Annotated in this window: 17 protein-coding genes, 1 tRNA gene and 1 other annotated feature; of the genes, 15 read left to right on the forward strand and 3 right to left on the reverse strand. The window is 43.1% G+C overall.

Annotation, left to right across the window (positions count from 1 at the left end; genetic code table 11):
• Nucleotides 1-8 precede the first annotated feature (8 nt).
• From LJE11_RS13310 to LJE11_RS13365, 12 genes are all read left to right on the forward strand, one after another.
• Nucleotides 9-1,289 carry a diaminopimelate decarboxylase gene (locus LJE11_RS13310; protein ID WP_227296091.1) on the forward strand — a complete coding sequence of 427 codons (1,281 nt, stop codon included), beginning with the start codon at nt 9-11 and terminating at the stop codon, nt 1,287-1,289.
• Nucleotides 1,290-1,476: 187 nt separating this feature from the next.
• The gene (locus LJE11_RS13315; RefSeq protein ID WP_020993737.1) at nt 1,477-1,692 is read left to right on the forward strand and encodes a hypothetical protein; all 216 of its coding nucleotides are present in this window, start codon (nt 1,477-1,479) and stop codon (nt 1,690-1,692) included.
• Nucleotides 1,693-1,696: 4 nt separating this feature from the next.
• Nucleotides 1,697-3,211, forward strand: a complete 1,515-nt coding sequence (locus tag LJE11_RS13320; protein ID WP_173701977.1) for a glycerophosphodiester phosphodiesterase family protein — start codon at nt 1,697-1,699, stop codon at nt 3,209-3,211.
• A 296-nt stretch (nt 3,212-3,507) separates the two neighbouring features.
• On the forward strand, nt 3,508-4,572 hold the full coding sequence (locus LJE11_RS13325; RefSeq protein ID WP_227296093.1) for a leucine-rich repeat domain-containing protein: 1,065 nt from the start codon (nt 3,508-3,510) through the stop codon (nt 4,570-4,572).
• Between the two features lie 63 nt (nt 4,573-4,635).
• Nucleotides 4,636-4,718: transfer RNA gene (locus tag LJE11_RS13330), tRNA-Leu, on the forward strand.
• Nucleotides 4,719-4,890: 172 nt separating this feature from the next.
• Nucleotides 4,891-6,846: an ATP-dependent zinc metalloprotease FtsH gene (gene ftsH, locus LJE11_RS13335; RefSeq protein ID WP_055053421.1), complete on the forward strand. Its 1,956-nt coding sequence runs from the start codon at nt 4,891-4,893 to the stop codon at nt 6,844-6,846.
• 213 nt (nt 6,847-7,059) lie between these two features.
• The gene (locus LJE11_RS13340) at nt 7,060-7,407 is read left to right on the forward strand and encodes a zf-HC2 domain-containing protein (protein WP_029676784.1); all 348 of its coding nucleotides are present in this window, start codon (nt 7,060-7,062) and stop codon (nt 7,405-7,407) included.
• Nucleotides 7,408-7,424: 17 nt separating this feature from the next.
• Entirely contained in the window at nt 7,425-10,178 is a 2,754-nt protein-coding gene (gene polA, locus LJE11_RS13345; protein WP_227296094.1) for a DNA polymerase I, read from the forward strand.
• Nucleotides 10,178-10,780, forward strand: coding sequence for a dephospho-CoA kinase (gene coaE, locus LJE11_RS13350; protein ID WP_227296096.1), 603 nt, complete (start codon nt 10,178-10,180; stop codon nt 10,778-10,780). The genes polA and coaE overlap by 1 nt, the downstream gene beginning before the upstream one ends.
• The gene (locus tag LJE11_RS13355) at nt 10,767-11,561 is read left to right on the forward strand and encodes an MBL fold metallo-hydrolase (RefSeq protein ID WP_008704729.1); all 795 of its coding nucleotides are present in this window, start codon (nt 10,767-10,769) and stop codon (nt 11,559-11,561) included. Before coaE ends, LJE11_RS13355 begins: the two co-directional genes overlap by 14 nt.
• 16 nt (nt 11,562-11,577) lie before the next feature.
• A complete protein-coding gene (locus LJE11_RS13360) occupies nt 11,578-11,850 on the forward strand; it encodes an ACT domain-containing protein (RefSeq protein ID WP_008704728.1) in 273 nt (90 codons plus the stop codon).
• An 89-nt stretch (nt 11,851-11,939) separates the two neighbouring features.
• Nucleotides 11,940-13,304, forward strand: coding sequence for a PFL family protein (locus LJE11_RS13365; protein WP_008704727.1), 1,365 nt, complete (start codon nt 11,940-11,942; stop codon nt 13,302-13,304).
• A gap of 305 nt (nt 13,305-13,609) precedes the next feature.
• Here LJE11_RS13365 and LJE11_RS13370 read toward each other — a convergent pair whose 3' ends face one another.
• Complete coding sequence (locus LJE11_RS13370) at nt 13,610-14,701, reverse strand: pyridoxal phosphate-dependent aminotransferase (protein ID WP_008704726.1); 1,092 nt, start codon at nt 14,699-14,701, stop codon at nt 13,610-13,612.
• 614 nt (nt 14,702-15,315) lie between these two features.
• Nucleotides 15,316-15,567 (forward strand) — a binding site (T-box leader).
• A 244-nt stretch (nt 15,568-15,811) separates the two neighbouring features.
• Here LJE11_RS13370 and LJE11_RS13375 point away from each other — a divergent pair.
• The 3 genes from LJE11_RS13375 (at nt 15,812) to LJE11_RS13385 (ending at nt 18,734) form a co-directional block, all read left to right on the forward strand.
• Entirely contained in the window at nt 15,812-16,834 is a 1,023-nt protein-coding gene (locus tag LJE11_RS13375; RefSeq protein WP_008704725.1) for an ABC transporter substrate-binding protein, read from the forward strand.
• Nucleotides 16,835-17,009: 175 nt separating this feature from the next.
• Nucleotides 17,010-17,936, forward strand: a complete 927-nt coding sequence (locus LJE11_RS13380) for an ABC transporter permease (RefSeq protein ID WP_008704724.1) — start codon at nt 17,010-17,012, stop codon at nt 17,934-17,936.
• Between the two features lie 3 nt (nt 17,937-17,939).
• A complete protein-coding gene (locus LJE11_RS13385; protein WP_008704722.1) occupies nt 17,940-18,734 on the forward strand; it encodes an ABC transporter ATP-binding protein in 795 nt (264 codons plus the stop codon).
• Nucleotides 18,735-18,853: 119 nt separating this feature from the next.
• On the opposite strand, the gene LJE11_RS13390 is transcribed toward LJE11_RS13385, so the two are convergent.
• Both LJE11_RS13390 and LJE11_RS13395 read right to left on the reverse strand, forming a co-directional pair.
• The gene (locus LJE11_RS13390; protein WP_008704720.1) at nt 18,854-20,128 is read right to left on the reverse strand and encodes a chloride channel protein; all 1,275 of its coding nucleotides are present in this window, start codon (nt 20,126-20,128) and stop codon (nt 18,854-18,856) included.
• Nucleotides 20,129-20,146: 18 nt separating this feature from the next.
• Nucleotides 20,147-20,674 (reverse strand): HdeD family acid-resistance protein, encoded by a 528-nt coding sequence (locus LJE11_RS13395; RefSeq protein ID WP_044952045.1) that lies wholly within the window; start codon nt 20,672-20,674, stop codon nt 20,147-20,149.
• Nucleotides 20,675-20,720 lie beyond the last annotated feature (46 nt).

A 20,720-nucleotide genomic window follows, 5' to 3' on the forward strand; every position in this document is an offset into this window, starting at 1 on the left:
AGATTATTATGAAAAAAGTACCATTTGTCACCCTGGACAAACTCCAGGAAATCACCGCACAGTTTCCCACACCTTTCCATCTTTATGATGAAAAAGGTATCCGCGAGAATGCAAAGGCAGTGAAAGAGGCATTTGCATGGAATAAGGGCTTCAAAGAATTCTTTGCTGTAAAGGCAACGCCAAATCCGTTCCTGATCCAGATTCTTCAGGAGTATGGCTGTGGCTGTGACTGTTCTTCCATGACAGAGCTGATGATGTCCAAAGCAATCGGATGCAAAGAGGGAGATATCATGTTTTCTTCCAATGATACACCGGAAGAAGAATTCAAATATGCAAATGAAATCGGCGGAATCATCAATCTTGATGATATCACACATATCGAGAGTGTAGAAAGAGCTGTAGGATATATTCCGAAGGTGATCAGCTGCCGTTATAATCCGGGCGGAGTGTTTAAGATCAGCAATGATATTATGGACAACCCCGGAGATGCCAAATATGGTATGACAACAGAGCAGATTTTTGAAGCATTCAAGATCCTGAAGGAAAAAGGTGCCGAGGAATTCGGTATCCATGCATTCCTTGCAAGCAATACTGTGACAAATGAGTATTATCCGATGCTGGCGAAAGAGATGTTTGAAATGGCAGTGAAACTTCAGAAAGAGACAGGCGCTCATGTGAAGTTTATCAACCTTTCCGGTGGTGTTGGAATCGCTTACAAACCAGATCAGACTCCGAATGATATCAGAGAGATCGGTGATGGTGTCCGCAAAGTATATGAAGAAGTACTTGTTCCGGCCGGAATGGGTGATGTTGCAATCTATACAGAGATGGGACGTTTCATGATGGGACCGTATGGCTGCCTGGTAACTAAGGCAATCCATGAGAAGCATACTCATAAAGAATATATTGGTGTGGATGCGTGTGCTGTAAACCTGATGCGTCCGGCAATGTATGGCGCATACCATCATATCACTGTTATGGGAAAAGAAGACCAGCCATGTGATCATATGTATGATGTGACAGGTTCTCTCTGCGAAAACAATGATAAGTTTGCAATTGACCGCTATCTTCCGAAGGTTGATATGGGAGATCTTCTTGTGATCCATGATACAGGAGCTCATGGTTTTGCCATGGGATATAACTACAATGGTAAACTGAAATCTTCTGAGATCCTTCTCCATGAAGATGGAAGTTTCGAGATGATCCGCCGTGCCGAGACACCGAAGGATTATTTCGCAACATTTGACTGCTTCCCGATTTATGAGAAATTACTGGAAGATATGGAATAATGTTGTGATTATTCTGTAATTTACTGTTCTGTGGTATTGACGGGGCAGATAGGACATAAAAACACACAAAAAGAAAGGTACTGATCTGTGCATGATGCTGGAAGGTTAGTGCCTTTCGTTTTGCATGGAGAAACAGTGATTTCAGAAGAATGTACTGTAAAAATTTTGTCTGTTCGGAGGTAGACGTATGATTAAATATGAATATGAAACAGGAATGTGTAAACAGCTGCATTACAATGGTCTGTGGAGTGTACAATATGAGGGTGTTCCCGGACATTTTAAAAAAGTAAAGATGGTCTGTCCCTGCATCAGAGACGAATGTGATCAGAATTGTGAAGTGTTTAAGAACATACCGGAAATAAAAGCAGCAGATCAGGAATGGCATATGAGAGATGAGAGATAGAATAATGGGAGATAAGAAAAAAGAATACAGAGACAAAAGAACAGGCATGCAGACTGTAAGGTCTGTCATATTTGCTATTGTGCTTATAATTACAGGTTTTACCAGTATAATATCTGTGGCAGATAATACTTATGCAGCAGACGAATATCGAGTGCATAAATCTGAGGTGGTTGTAAAGACCGGTGCCACTTATACAGTAAAGATCCTGAATCATGATACAAAAGTGAGTCCAAAGAAGTTTAAATGGACCAGCAGTAACTCAAAATGTGTAAAGGTTATAAATGGCAGGATATATGGTTTAAAGCCCGGACAGGCAACGATCACAGCACAGATGAGTGGACTGAAAGTAAACTGCGAGGTTTTTGTCTATAATAAAACGGAAACAGTTCTTTTTAAGAAATACAAAAAACAGGTGAAAGTAACGGCAGGAAAGACAATTATTCTGGAGCCGCAGAAGTATGGAAAAAGGCTGACTTATACTTCTTCTGATAAAACGGTGGCAACTGTATCAAAGAAAGGAAAAGTTACTGCAAAAAAGACGGGAAATGTCAAAATCACCAGTGTTTCTTATGGTACTGACAGGTATGTATCAGAGATAGAAGTGATCGTCCTGCCGGCAGCGTCAGAAACTCCGGAAATTACGCCTACACTGACGCCGGATGAACCAGCACCATCTGTGACCCCGGAGCCGACGGTAACGGTCACGCCAACTCCGAAAATCACACCTGCACCGGAAGATGAGGAAAAGTTCCGGAAACCCCTGGATGGAGTTACTCATTATATTTTGCACAGAGGTGAACAGACAGAAGCACCTGAGAATTCCGTGCCTGCCTTTGAGATGGCAGGACGCAATGGGGCGGAGTTTGTGGAGACAGATGTGAGAGAGACCGCAGATGGAGTTCTGGTTGTCTCTCATGATGATTCTTTGCTGCGGATGTGCGGGGAGGACAGGCTTATTTCAGAGATGACTTATGAGGAGATAAAGCAGTATCCGATTATAAATGGAAGAAATGCTTCGCAGTATCCGGATAATCTTATTCCTACACTGGAACAGTATATTGCATGCTGCAATAAGTACTCTGTGACGCCGGTGATTGAAATAAAGTCAATTCGTACGGAAGAAGCCATGAATTTGTTCATGCAGCTTCTGACTGAATCACAGAAAGAGCCGGTACTCATCTGTTTTCGCATAGAAACACTTGGTAAACTGCGTGAGATGGGATTTACAGGAAAAATGCAGTGGATCCGTACAGTGCGCATGAATGCTTCTATGATACAGCAGTGTAAGAAATATGATCTGGACATAAGTGCAGAGTATAAAAATATCAGTATGAATGATATCAACAATGCTCATCAGAATGGAATCCGCATATCCGTATGGCTTTGCCGGAATGAAGATATGGTAGACATTTTCAGGAAAATGGGTGCGGATTATATCACGTATGAGAAGTGGAATACAGATGAAGTAAAAATGCGTTACTATTCACATAGCACTATCCCGCGAGGTGTTTTGGCATGAATATGCCAAAATCCCGAGACATACAAGCCAAAATTCTATTGCCGTAGGCAATCTGAAATGAATTTTGGCTAAGTTACTGAGAACGGAGTGAACAGTAACAAAAATACGACAGGATTAGCAGAAAATCAAGGTAGACATTTAGCAGAAAAATAAGTAAAATACAAGATGTAGATATAAATTGTAAGCAGAACAGTAACACAAATGTCGTAAGTATTTAACAGTTCACTATTGCTATAAGAAAGGACTGAACAGTTGTATATATTTTATATACTGCTGAAAAAGAGGAGGAGAGAGTAATGAAAAAAATAGCAGCTATGGTGCTGGCAGGTGTTCTGGCAGCAGTTCCGGTTAGTACGGCCGGTGCAGCGGAATTTCAGGATGGAGCAGATACACAGAATTTCATCTTGGCAGCCGGAGAGGAAACTTCAACAGACACAGATGAAAGCAAAGGGGTAAGTCCAAATGACAGTGTCGTTGAAGGACTTGACAAACCTCTGGTTTTCTATCCCAACACTTACTATAAATTTAATGTGACCGGTGCCGGAACGCAGAATACGAATCCTGTTGAGGGAGATGTCAGATGGACACCATTATACTGGAGTCTTTCTCTCAAGCCGCAGGAAAGCGATATTCACAGGAAATGGGAAATCGGTTCTGCAAAGGGTATTTATACAAAGGTGGAACGTGCATACAATATATATGTCTTTTTCCAGAGAGAAGAATATACAGGAGGTATATGGGAGAAAAACGATATTGTACAACCTGTGAGATATCAGTTCAATGCAGCTCCGTTAACTGAACAGGGTGGAAGCTATAAGTACCTGATAGGTGGAATTGGCTATAAGATTTTAAATGAAAGAGAAGTAAGCGTTACAGGTCTTGCTGCGGAATATAATGTGATACAGATTCCGGCTACAGTTGTGATCAATGATAAAGTTTATAAAGTAACTACAATTGACAAGAATGCCTTCAGCGGGAACAAAGAAATTACAGATGTTATTTTTGGAAATAATGTAACAACGATTGGAAAATATGCGTTCAGCCAGTGCCCGAATCTGCGGAACATAAGATTTGGCAGCAGAGTAAAAAGAATTGGCAGCAACGCATTTGCACAGTGTACGAAACTGCGAAATTTTATACTTCCTGCCAGTGTCAGACATATAGATGCCAGAGCTTTTTACCAGTGCCCGGCAGTCAAAGTGATCAGGATCAACAGTACAGCACTGAACTATGTTGGAAAAAAAGCTTTTGCGGTCAACAAAACCGTAACTATCAGACTTCCTGAGAAGCTGTTTGCCAGATATCAGAAACTGATCAAGGCAAGCAATGTGTATTCTAAAACGAGGTTTGTGAAATATTAAAAAAAACTCAAAAATGCCCTTGCTATTTCGACAAAAACGTGATATGATAATACTCGTTTCAATGCCGGCATGTCGGAATGGCAGACGAGGCAGACTCAAAATCTGTTGTGGGCAACCACGTGTGGGTTCAAGTCCCACTGCCGGCATTAAAAAGTAAGCGAAGCCTTTGTTTGTGAAGGTTCTCGCTTTTTTTTTATTTGCCGTATTGAACAGTTCAGATAATTCTAAAATCTTTATGAAATTTATCTCGCTTTTCTTGAAAAAGAGATGAATAAGTGATATGGTACATCATAACAAAACGAAATGGAGGAAAAGCCAATGAACCTTGATAATAAAAAGCCTGGCAGAAAACCGCTTTATGTATATTATATCATTGCGGCAGTTATTATCATTCTTCTGAATGTGCTGTTACTTCCTGCAATTGAGGGACGAAAGGTACAGACGACTGATTACAGTACTTTCCTGACAGGAGTAGAGAAGGATTACGTTAAGACAGTAGAAATTCAGGATGATTATATTTATTATGTAGCAGAGAGTGACGGACAGGAGGGTTATTTCAGAACTGTCAAGATGAATGATCCTGACCTTGTAGACCGTTTGCATGATGCAAATGTCAAGTTCGGTGCAGCAGCACCACAGCAGACATCTATCTGGATCAGTCTGATCGCAGGATATGTACTGCCGATTGCCATCTTTATCCTTCTTGGAAGGTGGCTCAGCAAGAAGATGATGAGTTCCATGGGCGGAGGTCCCGGTGGGGCAATGTCATTTGGAAAGAGTAATGCGAAAGTATATGTGAAATCATCTACGGGAATCAAATTCTCAGATGTAGCGGGAGAGGACGAAGCCAAGGATCTTCTGACAGAAATCGTAGATTATCTTCATAACCCGCAGAAATACAGAGAAATCGGTGCATCTATGCCGAAAGGAGCCCTTCTTGTAGGCCCTCCGGGTACAGGTAAAACACTTCTTGCAAAAGCGGTAGCCGGTGAAGCGGAAGTTCCGTTCTTCTCCATTTCCGGTTCTGAATTCGTGGAAATGTTTGTTGGTATGGGCGCTGCCAAGGTGCGTGATCTTTTCAAACAGGCGAATGAGAAAGCTCCATGTATTGTATTTATCGATGAGATCGACACAATTGGCAAGAAACGTGATGGTGCCGGATTTACAGGCGGCAATGATGAGCGCGAGCAGACTCTGAACCAGCTGCTTACAGAGATGGATGGTTTTGACGGCTCCAAAGGTGTTGTGATCCTTGCGGCAACCAACAGACCGGATTCCCTTGATCCCGCACTTCTTCGTCCCGGACGTTTTGACAGACGTATTCCTGTTGAACTTCCGGATTTAAAAGGACGTGAGGAAATCCTTAAAGTCCATGCAAAGAAGATTAAGATCGCAGATTCCGTACGTTTTGATGAGATTGCGAAAGCTGCAGCCGGAGCTTCCGGTGCAGAACTTGCAAATATTGTCAATGAAGCAGCACTTCGTGCAGTACGTGACGGCAGAAAATTTGCCACCCAGGCAGATTTTGAGGAGAGTATCGAGGTAGTTATCGCAGGATATCAGAAGAAGAACAGAGTTCTTTCCAATAAAGAAAAACTGATAGTTGCTTATCATGAAATCGGACATGCGCTGGTTGCAGCAAAGCAGACCGAATCTGCACCGGTCCACAAGATCACTATTATTCCGCGTACATCAGGAGCACTCGGATATACCATGCAGGTAGATGACGGAGATCATTATCTGATGACAAAGGAAGAACTTGCAAATAAGATAGCGACCTTTACAGGCGGTCGTGCCGCTGAGGAACTGATCTTCCACTCTATTACAACCGGAGCATCCAATGATATCGAACAGGCGACTAAGCTTGCAAGAGCAATGATCTCTAGATATGGTATGAGTGAAGACTTCGATATGGTTGCCATGGAGAATGTGACAAATCAGTATCTGGGCGGAGACTCCAGCTTAAGCTGTTCTTTTGAGACACAGACTCTTCTGGATAAGAAGGTTGTGGAGCTTGTCAGGATGGAACACCAGAAAGCACTGAAAATCCTTCAGGACAATATCGGAAAGCTCCATGAACTTGCAAAATATCTGTATGAGCATGAGACAATTACAGGTGAGGAATTTATGAAGATCCTGAATGCACCTGTACAGGTTCCCACTGTAGTGGCAGAATCTGAAAGTAATACAAAGTCTGAGAACAATGCAGAATCCGAAAACAGTACAGAAGCTGATGCAGATACATCTTCTGGGAAAGTGAATCTGCAGAAGTGATATTTTCTCAAGATATACAAGCCAAAAGTCCATTGCCGCAGGCAATCCGGAAATTTGGTTATGTCACTGAAAACTGAGTGAACAGCAATGAAAGCAGCAGAGGCGATTTGAGCTTCTGCTGCTTTTCCTTGCCAATTAACTCCGGTTCGGTTATAATTCGTAATAGTGAACGCAGCATCCTGGATGTTTTTTGGAAGAAAGAAGGGAATGAAGATGGATTGCCGAACTGCAGAAGGAATGGTGAGTAGTTATATTAAACATGATCTTCCACTAAATGAACTGGAAGAGTTTCTCGATCATGTACAGAATTGTTCTTCCTGTTATGATGAACTGGAAACATATTTTATTGTACATGAGGTAACACAGCAGCTTGATGATGACAGCAGCGATTCGGTTCTGGATTTCAAAAAACTGCTGGAACAGGATATCCGGAAATCCAGAAGATATATCCGCAAGAAGAAAGCCAGTTGGCTGATGTTTGGAGTAAGTATATGCCTTTTGATCGCTACGATTGCGGCAATATTGATTTTTGTAATGATGGAGACAAATTACATTCTATAAAGACACTGGAGGATTTTATGAGCGAAAAAATATTACTGATTGACGGACACAGTATTCTGAACAGAGCTTTTTATGGTCTGCCGGATCTTACAAATTCAGAAGGAAAACACACAGGGGCAGTATATGGTTTCCTGAATATCCTTCTTCGGACGATCGAGGAAGAGAAGCCTCAGTATCTGACAGTGGCATTTGACCTGAAGGCACCGACTTTCCGCCATAAGATGTTTGAAGCATACAAGGGAACACGTAAACCCATGCCTGAAGAACTGAGAGAGCAGGTACCGCTGATTAAAGAAATGCTTACTGCAATGGGTGTGAATGTTGTGACAAAAGAAGGCTACGAAGCGGATGATATTCTGGGAACTCTGGCCAGGAAAAGCGAAGCGGCAGGAATGGATGCGACAATCCTTTCCGGTGACAGAGATCTGCTTCAGCTTGCGACAGATAAGGTTATGATCCGTTTGCCAAAGACTGTAAGGGGCAAGACCACCATAGAGGATTATCATGCACAGCAGGTGATCGAGAAATATCAGGTGACACCTCCCCAGATCATTGAGTTAAAGGCGCTGATGGGTGACAGTGCTGACAATATTCCGGGAATCCCGGGAGTAGGTGAGAAGACTGCCACAAAGATTATTGTGGAGTATGGAAGTATTGAGAATGCTCATGAACATTTGGAAGAGCTGAAGCCAAACAGAGCCAGGGAATCAATGAGAGAACATTATGATATGGCGCAGATGAGCAAGGCTCTGGCTACGATCTGTACGGACAGTCCCATAGAGTTTTCGTATGAAAAGGCAAAACTGGGAAATCTTTATACAAAAGAAGCTTTCCTTCTCTGCAGACAGCTGGAATTTAAGAATCTGCTTAACCGTTTTGACTCTGCGGCAGTACAGGAAGATACGCTGGAACAGGAGTTTTTCACATGTGCAGACCTGGCAGGCTGTGAAGCGCTGTTTGCGAAAGCGGAAGCAGGAAAGACAGCGGGTGTTTCTCTGGTTACAGAGAATGGCAGAGTATTTGGTGCAGGACTTGCGCTGAATGAAGAGGAAATTTATTATATTCCTGCAGAGGGGATGATCACAGAAGGTTATCTCTGCGGAAAATTGGAAGGGCTCCTTCATAAAGTATCTGAATCCAACACAGAGAACATTATGAAATCTAATACAGATGATGTGAAGAAGGATCCGGAAAATGAGATATCTGATGTCAATACAGACGGTACTCTGAAATATGATAAAAAATGTGTATGTGCATTGGATGTAAAGGCATTACTCAAGCATATAAAATCTGATGATCCGATGGCTGTATTTGATGCAGGTGTGGCTGCATATCTGCTGAATCCTCTGAAATCCTCCTATACTTACGATGATATGGCAAAGGAATATCTGAATGGTCGTATCCTGCCTGCAAGAGAGGAACTTCTTGGAAAGAAAACAGTGGAAAAAGCATGGGAGGAGAGTGCAGAGGGGCTTGCAGCATGGGCCTGCTACATGGCCTATACAGCACTTGCCTGCCGGAAACCCATGTGTGAAGCACTGCGTGATACAGATATGTGGAATGTATATACACAGATTGAGCTTCCGCTGATCTTTACTCTTGATTCCATGGAAAAATGGGGAATCAGCGTGAAGAGTGAAGAACTGAAAAGCTACGGTGAGAAACTAAGTGTACGTATTGGAGAACTGGAGAAGCAGATCTGGCAGCAGGCAGGGGAAGAGTTTAATATCAATTCTCCGAAACAGATGGGAGTGATCCTGTTTGAAAAGCTTGGCCTTAAGGGCGGAAAGAAAACAAAGACAGGTTATTCCACAGCGGCAGATATTCTGGAAAAGCTTGCACCGGAGTATCCCATTGTAAAGGATATTCTGGAGTACCGTCAGCTTGCGAAACTGAAATCTACTTATGCAGACGGGCTTGTTGGTGAGATCGCAGAGGACGGCAGGATTCATTCTACTTTTAACCAGACAATTACAGCAACAGGAAGGATCAGCAGCACAGAGCCGAATCTTCAGAATATCCCTGTAAGAATGGAGCTTGGAAGACTGATCCGTAAGGTATTTGTTCCGGAAGAGGGATATGTATTTCTGGATGCGGATTATTCCCAGATCGAGCTTCGCGTTCTGGCACATATGTCAGGGGATGAGAAACTGATCCAGGCATATAAAGAAGCCCAGGATATCCACAGACATACAGCATCAGAGGTATTCCATGTGCCCTTTGATGAGGTGACAGATCTGCAGAGGAGAAATGCCAAGGCAGTAAATTTTGGAATCGTTTATGGGATCAGTTCCTTTGGACTCAGTCAGGATTTAAGTATCACACGAAAAGAAGCAGCCGAATATATTGAAAGATATTTTGAAACGTATCCAAAGATCAAAGGATTTCTTGACGGACTGGTGGAAGAGGGAAAAGAAAAAGGATATGTGACTACCATGTTTGGCAGACGCAGGCCGATCCCGGAACTGAAATCCGGTAATTTTATGCAGAGGTCTTTTGGGGAGCGAGTAGCCATGAACTCTCCAATACAGGGAACTGCGGCGGATATCATTAAAATTGCAATGAACCGTGTGTACAGACGATTAAAGGATGAGAATCTTAAATCCCGTCTTGTACTTCAGGTACACGATGAACTTCTGATAGAGACCTGTAAAGAGGAAATCCCGCAGGTTTCTGCTATTCTTGAAGAAGAGATGAAAGGTGCCGCAAAGCTTTCCGTAGAACTGGAAGTCGATATGCATCAGGGTAATAACTGGTATGAGGCGAAGTGATGATGATAACAATAGGAATTACCGGCGGAGTGGGTGCCGGAAAAAGTACAGTGCTTGATTTTCTTGAAGAAAAGTATCAGGCATATGTGATGAAAGCAGATGAGATCGGGCATCTGGTGATGGAGCCGGGGCAGTCCTGTTATGAACCGGTGATTGCACTATTTGGAAGACAAATCATAAAAAATGATAAAACTATTGACCGCAGACAGGTTTCGGATGTAGTATTTTCACATCCAGAGCTTCTGGAGAAATTAAACCAGATCATCCATCCTGCTGTGAAACAGTACATCAGAGAGCAGTTAGCTGTAAAGAAACAGCAGGGACAGAAGATATGTGTGGTGGAAGCTGCACTCCTTCTGGAAGATCATTATCAGGAGTTTTGCGATACGATATGGTATATTCATACGGATGAAGAGATTCGTATCAGGAGACTGATGGAGAACCGCAGTTATACAAGAGAGAAATCAGTCAGTATCATTGCCAGTCAGGCACCGGAGACTTTTTTTCGGGAAAATGCAGACTATGTCGTGGTAAATAACGGAGATTTTGCACAGACCAGACGGCAGATTGAGGAAGGAATCAGAAAATATGAGACTTTGTAGCATTGCCAGCGGAAGCAGCGGAAACTGTATTTATGTGGGCTCAGATAATACCCATCTTCTGGTGGATGTAGGCATCAGCGGAAAAAGAGTAGAACAGGGATTGAATTCTCTGGAATTGACAGGAAAAGATATTGATGGTATCTTGATTACACATGAACATTCGGATCATATCAAAGGTCTGGGCGTGATCGCAAGGAAACATCAGATACCGGTTTATGCGACAGAAGGAACTGTGGAAGCTTTATCTCACATGAATCTTGGAAAAATGCCGGAAGGGATTTTTCGTGAGATACATGAAGATGAGCCTTTTGAGATTAATGATCTGACAGTGAATCCTTTTACGATCCCTCATGATGCTGCACAGCCCGTAGGATACCGGGTAGAGTGTGGAGAGCATTCTGTGGGGATTGCTACAGACCTTGGAAAATATAATGAGTACATAGTCGGTAATCTGCAGAATCTGGATGCGCTTCTTCTGGAAGCAAATCATGACATCCGTATGCTGCAGGTTGGAAAATATCCCTATTATCTGAAACAGAGAATCCTTGGAGACAGGGGACATCTTTCCAATGAGAATGCAGGCAGGCTTTTATGCAGGCTGCTACATGACAATATGAAAGGGATTTTCCTTGGACATCTGAGCAGGGAAAATAATTATGAGGAACTGGCATATGAAACCGTCTGTTCAGAAGTAACCTTAGGTGACAACCCTTATAAGTCGCGTGATTTCAGAATTCAGGTGGCACAGAGGGATTGCATATCAGAAGTAATTACAGTGTAGAAAGGACAAAGAACTTATGAAAAAGACAATCATCACAGTAGTAGGAAACGATACCGTAGGAATTATTGCAAAGGTTTGTACTTATCTTGCAGACAATAATGTAAACATTCTTGATATCTCCCAGACCATCGTACAGGGATATTTCAACATGATGATGGTAACAGATGCCAGCAAATGTGAGAAAGACAACGGAGTTCTTGCCAAAGAACTGGAAGCCCTTGGAGATAAGATCGGTGTAGTGATCCGCTGCCAGCATGAAGATATCTTCAATGTAATGCACAGAATCTGAGAAAATCTAAGCAGGTAAGCCACTGAGGGACTTTCCTGTATCAGATTGCCTGAAAAATGCTGAGAGAACATACAAGGGAGAAAAACAAAATGATCAATATTTTTGAAGTAAATGAAACGAATAAAATGATCGAGCAGGAGAATCTGGATGTGCGTACCATTACTATGGGTATCAGCCTTCTGGACTGTATTGACAGTGATCTTGCTGTTTTAAATGAGAAAATCTATAAAAAGATCACAACCTGTGCAAAGGATCTGGTATCTACAGGTGAGGCTATTTCCGGTGAATATGGAATTCCGATCGTAAATAAAAGAATTTCCGTAACTCCGATCGCATTGATTGGCGGAGCTGCATGTAAGACAAAGGAAGATTTTGTAACTATTGCAGAAACTCTGGATAAGGCTGCCAAGGTGGTAGGCGTAAACTTTATCGGCGGTTATTCTGCACTGGTAAGCAAGGGAATGACTCCTGCTGAGAGACTTCTGATCGAATCTATCCCACAGGCTATGGCGAAGACAGAGCGTGTCTGCAGTTCTGTAAATGTTGGATCTACACGTACAGGTATCAATATGGATGCTGTTAAGCTGATGGGTGAGATCGTTCTGGAAACAGCGAAAGCTACCAAAGATCAGGATTCCCTGGGATGTGCGAAGCTGGTTGTATTCTGTAATGCACCGGATGATAACCCGTTTATGGCAGGTGCTTTCCATGGTGTGACAGAAGCAGACACTATCATCAACGTTGGTGTCAGCGGACCTGGCGTTGTTAAGACTGCGCTGGAACAGGTAAGAGGTAAGGATTTTGAAACTCTTTGTGAGATGATCAAGCGTACTGCCTTCAAGGTAACACGTGTTGGTCAGCTGGTAGCACAGGAGGCTTCCAGACGTCTTGGTGTTAAGTTTGGCATCGTGGATCTGTCTCTGGCTCCTACTCCTGCAATTGGTGACAGTGTTGCTGAGATCCTTGAGGAGATTGGTCTGGAGCATGCAGGTGCACCGGGCACAACAGCTGCGCTTGCTCTGTTAAATGACCAGGTTAAGAAGGGCGGAGTTATGGCTTCTACAGCAGTTGGTGGTTTGAGTGGTGCATTTATTCCGGTCAGCGAGGATCAGGGTATGATTGATGCGGTGAATGCAGGGGCACTGACTCTCGAGAAGCTGGAAGCTATGACTTGTGTATGTTCTGTAGGTCTTGATATGATTGCAATTCCCGGAGATACGAAGGCTTCTACGATTGCGGGTATTATTGCGGATGAGTCTGCAATTGGTATGGTGAACCAGAAGACTACGGCGGTTCGTCTGATCCCGGTAATTGGTAAGGGGGTTGGCGAAGTGGTTGAGTTCGGTGGACTGCTTGGTTATGCACCGATCATGCCGGTGAACCAGTTCTCCTGTGATGCGTTTGTGCAGCGTGGCGGAAGGATTCCGGCACCGATCCATAGCTTTAAAAACTGATAAAAAAGGCCAGAAACTTCGGAAAAGGGGAGTTTCTGGCTCTTTTTATGTTCAAGAGGGACGCGGAGCGGAAAATATTTTGTCTGGGGTGCGGTTTCGGAGCCTAAGATATTCTAAGTTTCCATAAATCTGCTAAAAGCATGAGCCGTCTTGTCAAACTCGCTCCGTTGCAAACTTCGCTCAGACAGTGATGCAGCCAGCTCATAACGCAGATTTCTGAAAACTAAGAATATCTAAGACTCCTGCAAATGCACCCCAGACAAAATATTTTCCGCTCCGCTGGTATCTGGTTTTAACTATAGCAATTAAAGAGATTCCAGAATATTGAGGAGTCGGGTGTTGTCTTCGGGGTGCATGATGCAGAAGCGGATGTATTCGCCGTCCAGGCATTCGAAGGAGGAGCAGTCACGGATCATGAGACCCTGACGGATGCAGGCGTCGAAGACGTCCCGGGAGGTCAGGCCGGGCTTCTGGATTTTCAGGAGGAGAAAGTTGGCGTAGGCCGGGTAGGTTTTGTAAGTGGGGATATTCTCCAGTGCTTTGAGCAGGCGGGTGCGTTCTGAGAGAATGAGGTCTCGGGTCTGGCGGATGTAGTTTTTGTCCTTGAGCATCAGCTCGCCGGCCAGGGCTCCCAGACTGTTGAGGGACCATGGTACCTGTTTTTCTTTCATTTTTTTGAGAAATTCCAGGTTCCCGGTGATTCCGTAGCCAAGACGCATACCTGGGGCTGCGTAGAATTTTGATACGCCGCGCAGAATCATAAGGTTCGTGAATTCTCTGGTAAGGCTGACAGCAGTGATCTCATTGATATCCGGGGCAAATTCTACATAAGTTTCGTCGATCATCACGAAAATGTTCCGCTCATTGCAGAAGGAAACGATTCTGCGCAGGTCATTTATGCTAATTGCAGATGAGGTAGGATTATTTGGGTTGCAGAGGATGAGAAAATCGTATTTTCCATCCAGAGTCCGGCAAAAGTCATCTACATCGAGAACAAAGTTATCCTCTTCGCGCAGGTGGTAGTATTCCTGAGTGCTTCCGGAGAAGGAGAGTTCCCTGGAGTATTCTGAATAGGTCGGACCCAGGATAAGGGTATGCTTTGGATTTCGTTCCTGTATCAGCAGTGCGATCAGTTCGCTGGAACCATTTCCGGGCAGGATGAATTCAGCAGGAATATTACAATATTCTGAAATTGTGCTGCGAAGTGAAGTATAATCTCTGTCTGGATAAGAAGACAGGATATCCAGCCGTCCTGCAAGCTGTTCCTTTACATGCTCGGAAAGCCCCAGCGGATTTACATTAGCCCCAAACTTCACAATTTCCTCAGACTTAAGCTGATAGACCTCACATATTTTCTCAATATCACTCCCATGAAAAACCATTTTTGCTGTTGACATATAATATCCCTCATTTCTATATAATCTAATCTATATAAACTTAAAATCACTACATAGCAGATCACAGATCTTTTCTGAACATTATTTTAACACTTATCACATCGTTCTGTAAACATCACTGTTTACATATTGCTATTCTGAAATATACAGGTCCCAATATCATTGCAGCAGGCATTTAACAGAAGTCAAGCGGATAAAATCATCCGCTTCGCTACGGGCTCTGCACTGAATAACTACTCCGCAGTTTATCAGAAGGAGCTTGCACTCATCCTGATACAAGCAATTCGGCATGCTGTCGAAAATGGAATATATGTCAATTTGCCAGTACACAGCGAAGGAATGGGAAGGGATTTCGGGCGCATTTGAGGGTTCATAGTAATTCTTGGTATTTGGGAAGTTGCGTTATTCAAAAAAATCTCACTGTCTGAGCGAAGCGAGTTTGAGATTTTTTTGAATGCTTTTAGCAACTTCCCAAATGCCTTAGAATTACATGGTTCCGAAACTAAGCCCGAAATCCCTTCCCATTCCTTCGCGTCCCTTTTGAAAAAATTAATGGAAAAAAATAAAAAATAAACCTCTTGACATATCTGCATTAGCGTGGTAAAGTAAACACATCAAAACCGATGAGAAAGAAGAGTAAACAACCAAGAATCATTCCAGAGAACGGCAGTTGGTGGGAAGCCGTATGAAACTGATTGTTGAATGGCCTTTCGAGGGCGGTCCGAAATCTTGATAAGCGTGAGAGTAGGCACCGACGGGAACCGAACCCGTTATAAATCAGGAGTGTATGTTTGTACATGAGAAAGTGGACGATTCGTCAATTTGAGTGGTACCGCGATAATAAGATTCTTATTACCGTCTCAAGCAACAGATAGCTTGTGGCGGATTTTTTTATATATAAAGAGAATCTGTTATATGGCACCCCCTGTAATGCAGGAAAATCTGCTGATGGCAGGTGGGTATCACAGCAGTTGACACATCTGGGAAAAAGAGGAATCCGGGGAGTTCTTTCTCACAGACAGTAACAAGGGATTGGCAAACATCCCTGAGACTATGGCAGTTAAAAAACCATGAACTGCTAAATAAGATGTAGAGAGAGGAAAAAAGACTATGAAAAAAAGAGTATTAGCAATCGCAGCAACAGCAATGGCAACTATGATGATGGCATCACCGGTTATGGCACAGGATTTCAAGATCGGTATCTGCAATTATGTAGATGACGCTTCCTTGAATCAGATCGTAGACAACATCCAGTCCCGTCTGGAAGAAATCGGCAAGGAAAAAGACGTAAATTTTGATGTGTCCTATGATAACTGTAATGCAGATGCCAATGTTATGGAACAGATCATTTCTGATTTTCAGGCTGATAATGTAGATTTGATGGTAGGTATTGCAACACCTGTAGCAATGCGTATGCAGTCCGCAACAGAAGGAACCGATACACCGGTTGTATTTTCCGCAGTGTCTGATCCTGTAGGAAGCGGTCTTGTAGAGGATTTGGATGCACCTGGAGCAAACATTACAGGTACAAGCGATTATCTGGATACAGCATCCATCATGAAACTGATCCAGGCAGTGAACCCGGATGTAAAGAAAATCGGACTTTTATACGATATCGGACAGGATTCTTCTACAACAGCCATCCAGGAAGCCAAGGATTATCTGGATAAAGAAGGCATCGAATATGTAGAGCGTACAGGTACCACAACAGATGAGGTACAGCTTGCAGCAGATGCACTGGTGGCAGATGGCGTAGATGCAGTATTCACACCAACTGACAACACAATTATGACAGCAGAGCTTTCTATCTATGAGAAATTCATTGATGCAGGTATCCCACAGTATACAGGAGCTGACTCCTTTGCACTAAACGGTGCATTTGTCGGATATGGTGTTGATTATGCAAACCTTGGACAGAAGACAGCAGATATGATCGCAGACATCCTTATGAATGATGCAGATCCTGCAACAACATCTGTTGAAACTTTTGATAATGGTACTGCAACAGTAAACACAGAAACCTGCGAGGGACTTGGACTTGATCTTGAAACTGTTAAAAAAGATTTCGAGCCGTTATGCACACAGGTAAATGAGATCGTTACAGCAGAGAGCTTTGATGATGTAGAGAAATAATAAGGATATTCGGACAGCATTTTGAATAAATTCAGAATAAGTTCTGGGTTTATGGAATCCATTGTGCCGATTGAAAAGACTGATATATTTTCTGGATTAAAATGAACAGCAGCAGATATTTTCTGTTGCTGTTCATTGAATGTAATAAAATAAATACAAACTGGAGGAAATCATCGTGACTATTGCGACTATACTCTCTCTTGGAGAGACCGCGCTGAAACTTGGCCTGATCTGTTCATTGACAGTTCTTGCCCTGTTTCTCAGTTATTCCATGCTGAATGTCTGTGACCTTTCCACTGATGGCTGTTTTACACTGGGAGCAGCAGTGGGAGCAGCAGTGGCAGTCAGCGGACATCCTTTTTTATCAATTTTTGCAGCTATGGCTGCAGGTATATGCTCGGGCTTTGTGACAGCCATACTTCAGACAAAGCTGGGTGTTGACAGTCTTCTTGCAGGAATTATCGTTAATACGGCTCTTTATTCTGTGAATATTGCAGTGATGGGAGGTTCCTCCCTGATCAATATGAACAGAACAGAGACGGTATTTTCCATGATGAAAGAAACATTGAAAAGTACACCGCTGAAAGGAAGAGGAGATATTGTAGTTGCTTTCATTGCAGTAGCCATTGTGATTGTCTTCCTTGTATTTTTCTTAAGGACAAGACTTGGTCTGGCAATCAGGGCAACAGGAAATAATGCAGATATGGTAAAATCCTCATCTATTAATCCGGTATTTACTACGATTGTAGGTCTCTGTGTTGCCAACTCCTTCACAGCACTTTCCGGATGTCTTCTGTCTCAGTCACAGAAATCTGTAGATATCAATATCGGACAGGGAATGGTTACCATCGCGCTGGCTTCCCTGCTGATTGGTGGTACGATTCTTGGCAGAGGTGGAATTTTCGTGAGAGCTGTTGGCATGGTACTTGGATCTTTTATTTTCCGTCTGGTATATACCGTTGCACTGAGATTCAATATGCCGGCATTTATGCTGAAACTGGTATCTTCTGTGATCGTTGTGCTGGCTATTTCAGGTCCATATTTGAAAAAACAGTGGCCGCAGATTAAGAGAAGAATGACTCACAGGAAGGGAGTACAGTGATTTATGCTGAAGATTGAACATATTTCCAAGACTTTTAATCCGGGTACGGTAAACGAGAAACAGGCCATCAGAGATTTATCCCTGAATCTGGAGAAGGGCGATTTTGCAACGATCATCGGTTCCAATGGAGCTGGTAAATCCACTCTGTTTAATGCAATCTGTGGAGATTTTTTTACAGATTCCGGTGTGATCATGCTGGATGGACAGGACATTACTTTTATGCCCCAGCATGTACGTGCAAAGACCATCGGTCGCCTGTATCAGGATCCTATGAGGGGAACTGCACCTGGAATGACCATAGAAGAGAATCTGGCGCTTGCAGCAGGGAAAGGCGGATGGCTTTCCCATGTGTCCAGACAGGAGAAAGAGCGATTCCATGAAGAGCTGAAACTTCTGGATATAGGACTTGAGAAACGTATGACTCAGCCGGTAGGACTTCTCTCCGGTGGACAGAGACAGGCGCTGACACTTCTCATGGCAACCATGAATCCGCCCAAGCTTCTGCTTCTGGATGAGCATACAGCAGCCCTTGACCCGGGCACAGCAGAGAAGGTACTGAATCTTACGAAACGAATTGTAGAGGAACATCAGCTTACCTGTCTGATGATCACCCACAATATGCAGTCGGCCCTTGATCTGGGAAATCGTATTCTGATGATGGATTCCGGAGATATTGTGCTGGATATCCATGAAGAAGAAAAGAAAGGCCTGACAGTGGAAGGTCTTCTGGAGAAGTTTAAGACAGGTGCCGGTAAGATGCTGGATAATGACCGTATTCTTCTTTCCGGAGAAAAGTAATTATAAAAATAACATGTAATTGTAAATGAAAGAACCATTATATACAGAAGTTATAGTTGTTGCCTGAAGCATACAGCCATGTTTTCTGATATAATGGTTCTTTTTGTCTGGTAGCGACTCTATTGCTTGCTGTAATTTGCAGAAGGTTCCTGCTCTGGTTTGAGTGTGATAAGTTTGCTCCCAACCGCTGCTGCGATGAATATCCAGATAAACATTTTAACCGGGAAGCAGAGGAAGAGAAGCATGGTTACTGCCAGTGGCTTTTTCATGATTCCGCCCAGAAGTGACGCAGTAACGATTGCAGCTCCAAATACCACATGTCCCCCGTCTGGCCCGCAGGTCAGCATTGCCATGCCGTATCCCATACATACTCCGGCAAAGATGACAGGGAAGAAATGTCCTCCCTTTAAACCGAACTGAATACACAGATTTGTCAGCAGAAGTTTGAAAAACGCGATAGCAATAAGTGCCAGCGGCAGATAGGAGGTGTAAGTTTTCATAAGTGTTCCCATCTGATCTTCTCCGGAAAACATAAGTACAGGTAAGAATGAACCTGTGATTCCAAGGCATAAACCTGCAAAAATCTCTTTGACAACTGCCGGGAATCTGTTGGAAATATTTCCGGTCAGCTTGTGTGTTGCCTGATAGAAGTATGCCAGGATAAGACCGCACAAAATATACAGAATCATAAGCAGATAGTCTTTTCTCTGGATTTCCACCATATCAAAGGATGGAAATCCGGAAAGCCCTGCACCAAAAAGTGCAGATAAACCTGCATAAATACTAGTGCCTGCAGCCAGCGCGATTCCGTAAATAAATAATTTGGAACCCTTTGTTAAGGCTGCAAGGTCTTCTTCAGAGTTTTCTTCTACTTCGAAAATGCCGAACAGAGGTGCATGAAACAGCACACTCATGGAGACTGCGGCACCGATCTGCGAATAATTTCTGGTATTCTGTTTGGCAAACTTAAGGTTGTCTCCGGCCCAGTAGCATAAACCTACGATAATACCGGTAAGTCCGGCTTCGGGACCTACACTGCTTCCTATGAGTAATGGCAGCAGTGCGGCCACCATCATTACAAGCATGTTTTTGTATTCGTATCTTTTTTCTACTCTGACTTTTTCCATAACGGTTTCCAGATCTTCGGGATAGTCTCCGAATATTTTTCGGAAAATACCGATAATTGCCGCACCGGCTACACAGATAAGAATCGTATAATAGGGAACAGAGGTTTTTCCGGGAAACCATTTCCACAGAAATTCAGTTCCCACTGCCATTATTTTCAGCAGGATCCATACCAGTGCACCGGCAACAGCACCAATGAGTGCACAGAACAGCCACAATTCAAGCTGATTTTTTAAAGATACGTTTTTGGGGCTTTTTGTGTTATTCATACAGTCATAACCTTTTTGTTAGTTTTCGGTCTTTCCGAAATTGATTCCAAGTACGATCATATTGATACCCTGCATCAAAACAGAAAAAGCGATCATATATCCTGCAGAGATCATGGTAAGTATAGGATGGGTAAATGAAATGATGCTGACAATTACGGATAAAACACCGCACACAATACTCAGGATACCTTTTCCTTTAGATGTTTTATATACCTTTGTGCCGGCGGCAATCTGGAAAATACCGTAGATCAGAATGATTGCACCGACCATATAAGCTGCCATTACGTCTGTGATGAACCGCTGAATGCCGCTGAATAATAAGATAATACCTGCAAGTCCTTCCAGAACACCGAGAATACATGCTCCGATTTCTTTCTTTTCTTTGGATAAAGAAAGGATTACAAGTTCAATACCATTTACAAACAGAAGGATTCCCAGGATCCATCCGATGGCAAGAAAAGTTCTCATTGGTCTTACAAGAGTGTAGACTCCTAATAACAATGTTAAAACTCCGGTGATCAAAGTGAGGTATTTTAGCAATGTCATTAACTTAAAAGCAGAAGATATTTATTCCTAAAAGGATTAGATATCT

This window comes from Blautia sp. DFI.1.216, from assembly GCF_020594215.1.
In the GTDB taxonomy this organism is placed as follows: domain Bacteria; phylum Bacillota; class Clostridia; order Lachnospirales; family Lachnospiraceae; genus Blautia_A; species Blautia_A wexlerae.

Excerpts from the sequence above, each read along its gene's own strand:
- LJE11_RS13355 (WP_008704729.1), top strand. The coding sequence starts at position 10,767 with ATGAGACTTTGTAGCATTGCCAGCGGAAGCAGCGGAAACTGTATTTAT.
- LJE11_RS13310 (WP_227296091.1), top strand. The coding sequence starts at position 9 with ATGAAAAAAGTACCATTTGTCACCCTGGACAAACTCCAGGAAATCACC.
- LJE11_RS13370 (WP_008704726.1), bottom strand. The coding sequence starts at position 14,701 with ATGTCAACAGCAAAAATGGTTTTTCATGGGAGTGATATTGAGAAAATA.
- LJE11_RS13385 (WP_008704722.1), top strand. The coding sequence starts at position 17,940 with ATGCTGAAGATTGAACATATTTCCAAGACTTTTAATCCGGGTACGGTA.
- polA (WP_227296094.1), top strand. The coding sequence starts at position 7,425 with ATGAGCGAAAAAATATTACTGATTGACGGACACAGTATTCTGAACAGA.
- LJE11_RS13375 (WP_008704725.1), top strand. The coding sequence starts at position 15,812 with ATGAAAAAAAGAGTATTAGCAATCGCAGCAACAGCAATGGCAACTATG.
- ftsH (WP_055053421.1), top strand. The coding sequence starts at position 4,891 with ATGAACCTTGATAATAAAAAGCCTGGCAGAAAACCGCTTTATGTATAT.
- LJE11_RS13360 (WP_008704728.1), top strand. The coding sequence starts at position 11,578 with ATGAAAAAGACAATCATCACAGTAGTAGGAAACGATACCGTAGGAATT.
- coaE (WP_227296096.1), top strand. The coding sequence starts at position 10,178 with ATGATGATAACAATAGGAATTACCGGCGGAGTGGGTGCCGGAAAAAGT.
- LJE11_RS13315 (WP_020993737.1), top strand. The coding sequence starts at position 1,477 with ATGATTAAATATGAATATGAAACAGGAATGTGTAAACAGCTGCATTAC.
- LJE11_RS13395 (WP_044952045.1), bottom strand. The coding sequence starts at position 20,674 with ATGACATTGCTAAAATACCTCACTTTGATCACCGGAGTTTTAACATTG.
- LJE11_RS13325 (WP_227296093.1), top strand. The coding sequence starts at position 3,508 with ATGAAAAAAATAGCAGCTATGGTGCTGGCAGGTGTTCTGGCAGCAGTT.
- LJE11_RS13340 (WP_029676784.1), top strand. The coding sequence starts at position 7,060 with ATGGATTGCCGAACTGCAGAAGGAATGGTGAGTAGTTATATTAAACAT.
- LJE11_RS13390 (WP_008704720.1), bottom strand. The coding sequence starts at position 20,128 with ATGAATAACACAAAAAGCCCCAAAAACGTATCTTTAAAAAATCAGCTT.
- LJE11_RS13365 (WP_008704727.1), top strand. The coding sequence starts at position 11,940 with ATGATCAATATTTTTGAAGTAAATGAAACGAATAAAATGATCGAGCAG.
- LJE11_RS13320 (WP_173701977.1), top strand. The coding sequence starts at position 1,697 with ATGGGAGATAAGAAAAAAGAATACAGAGACAAAAGAACAGGCATGCAG.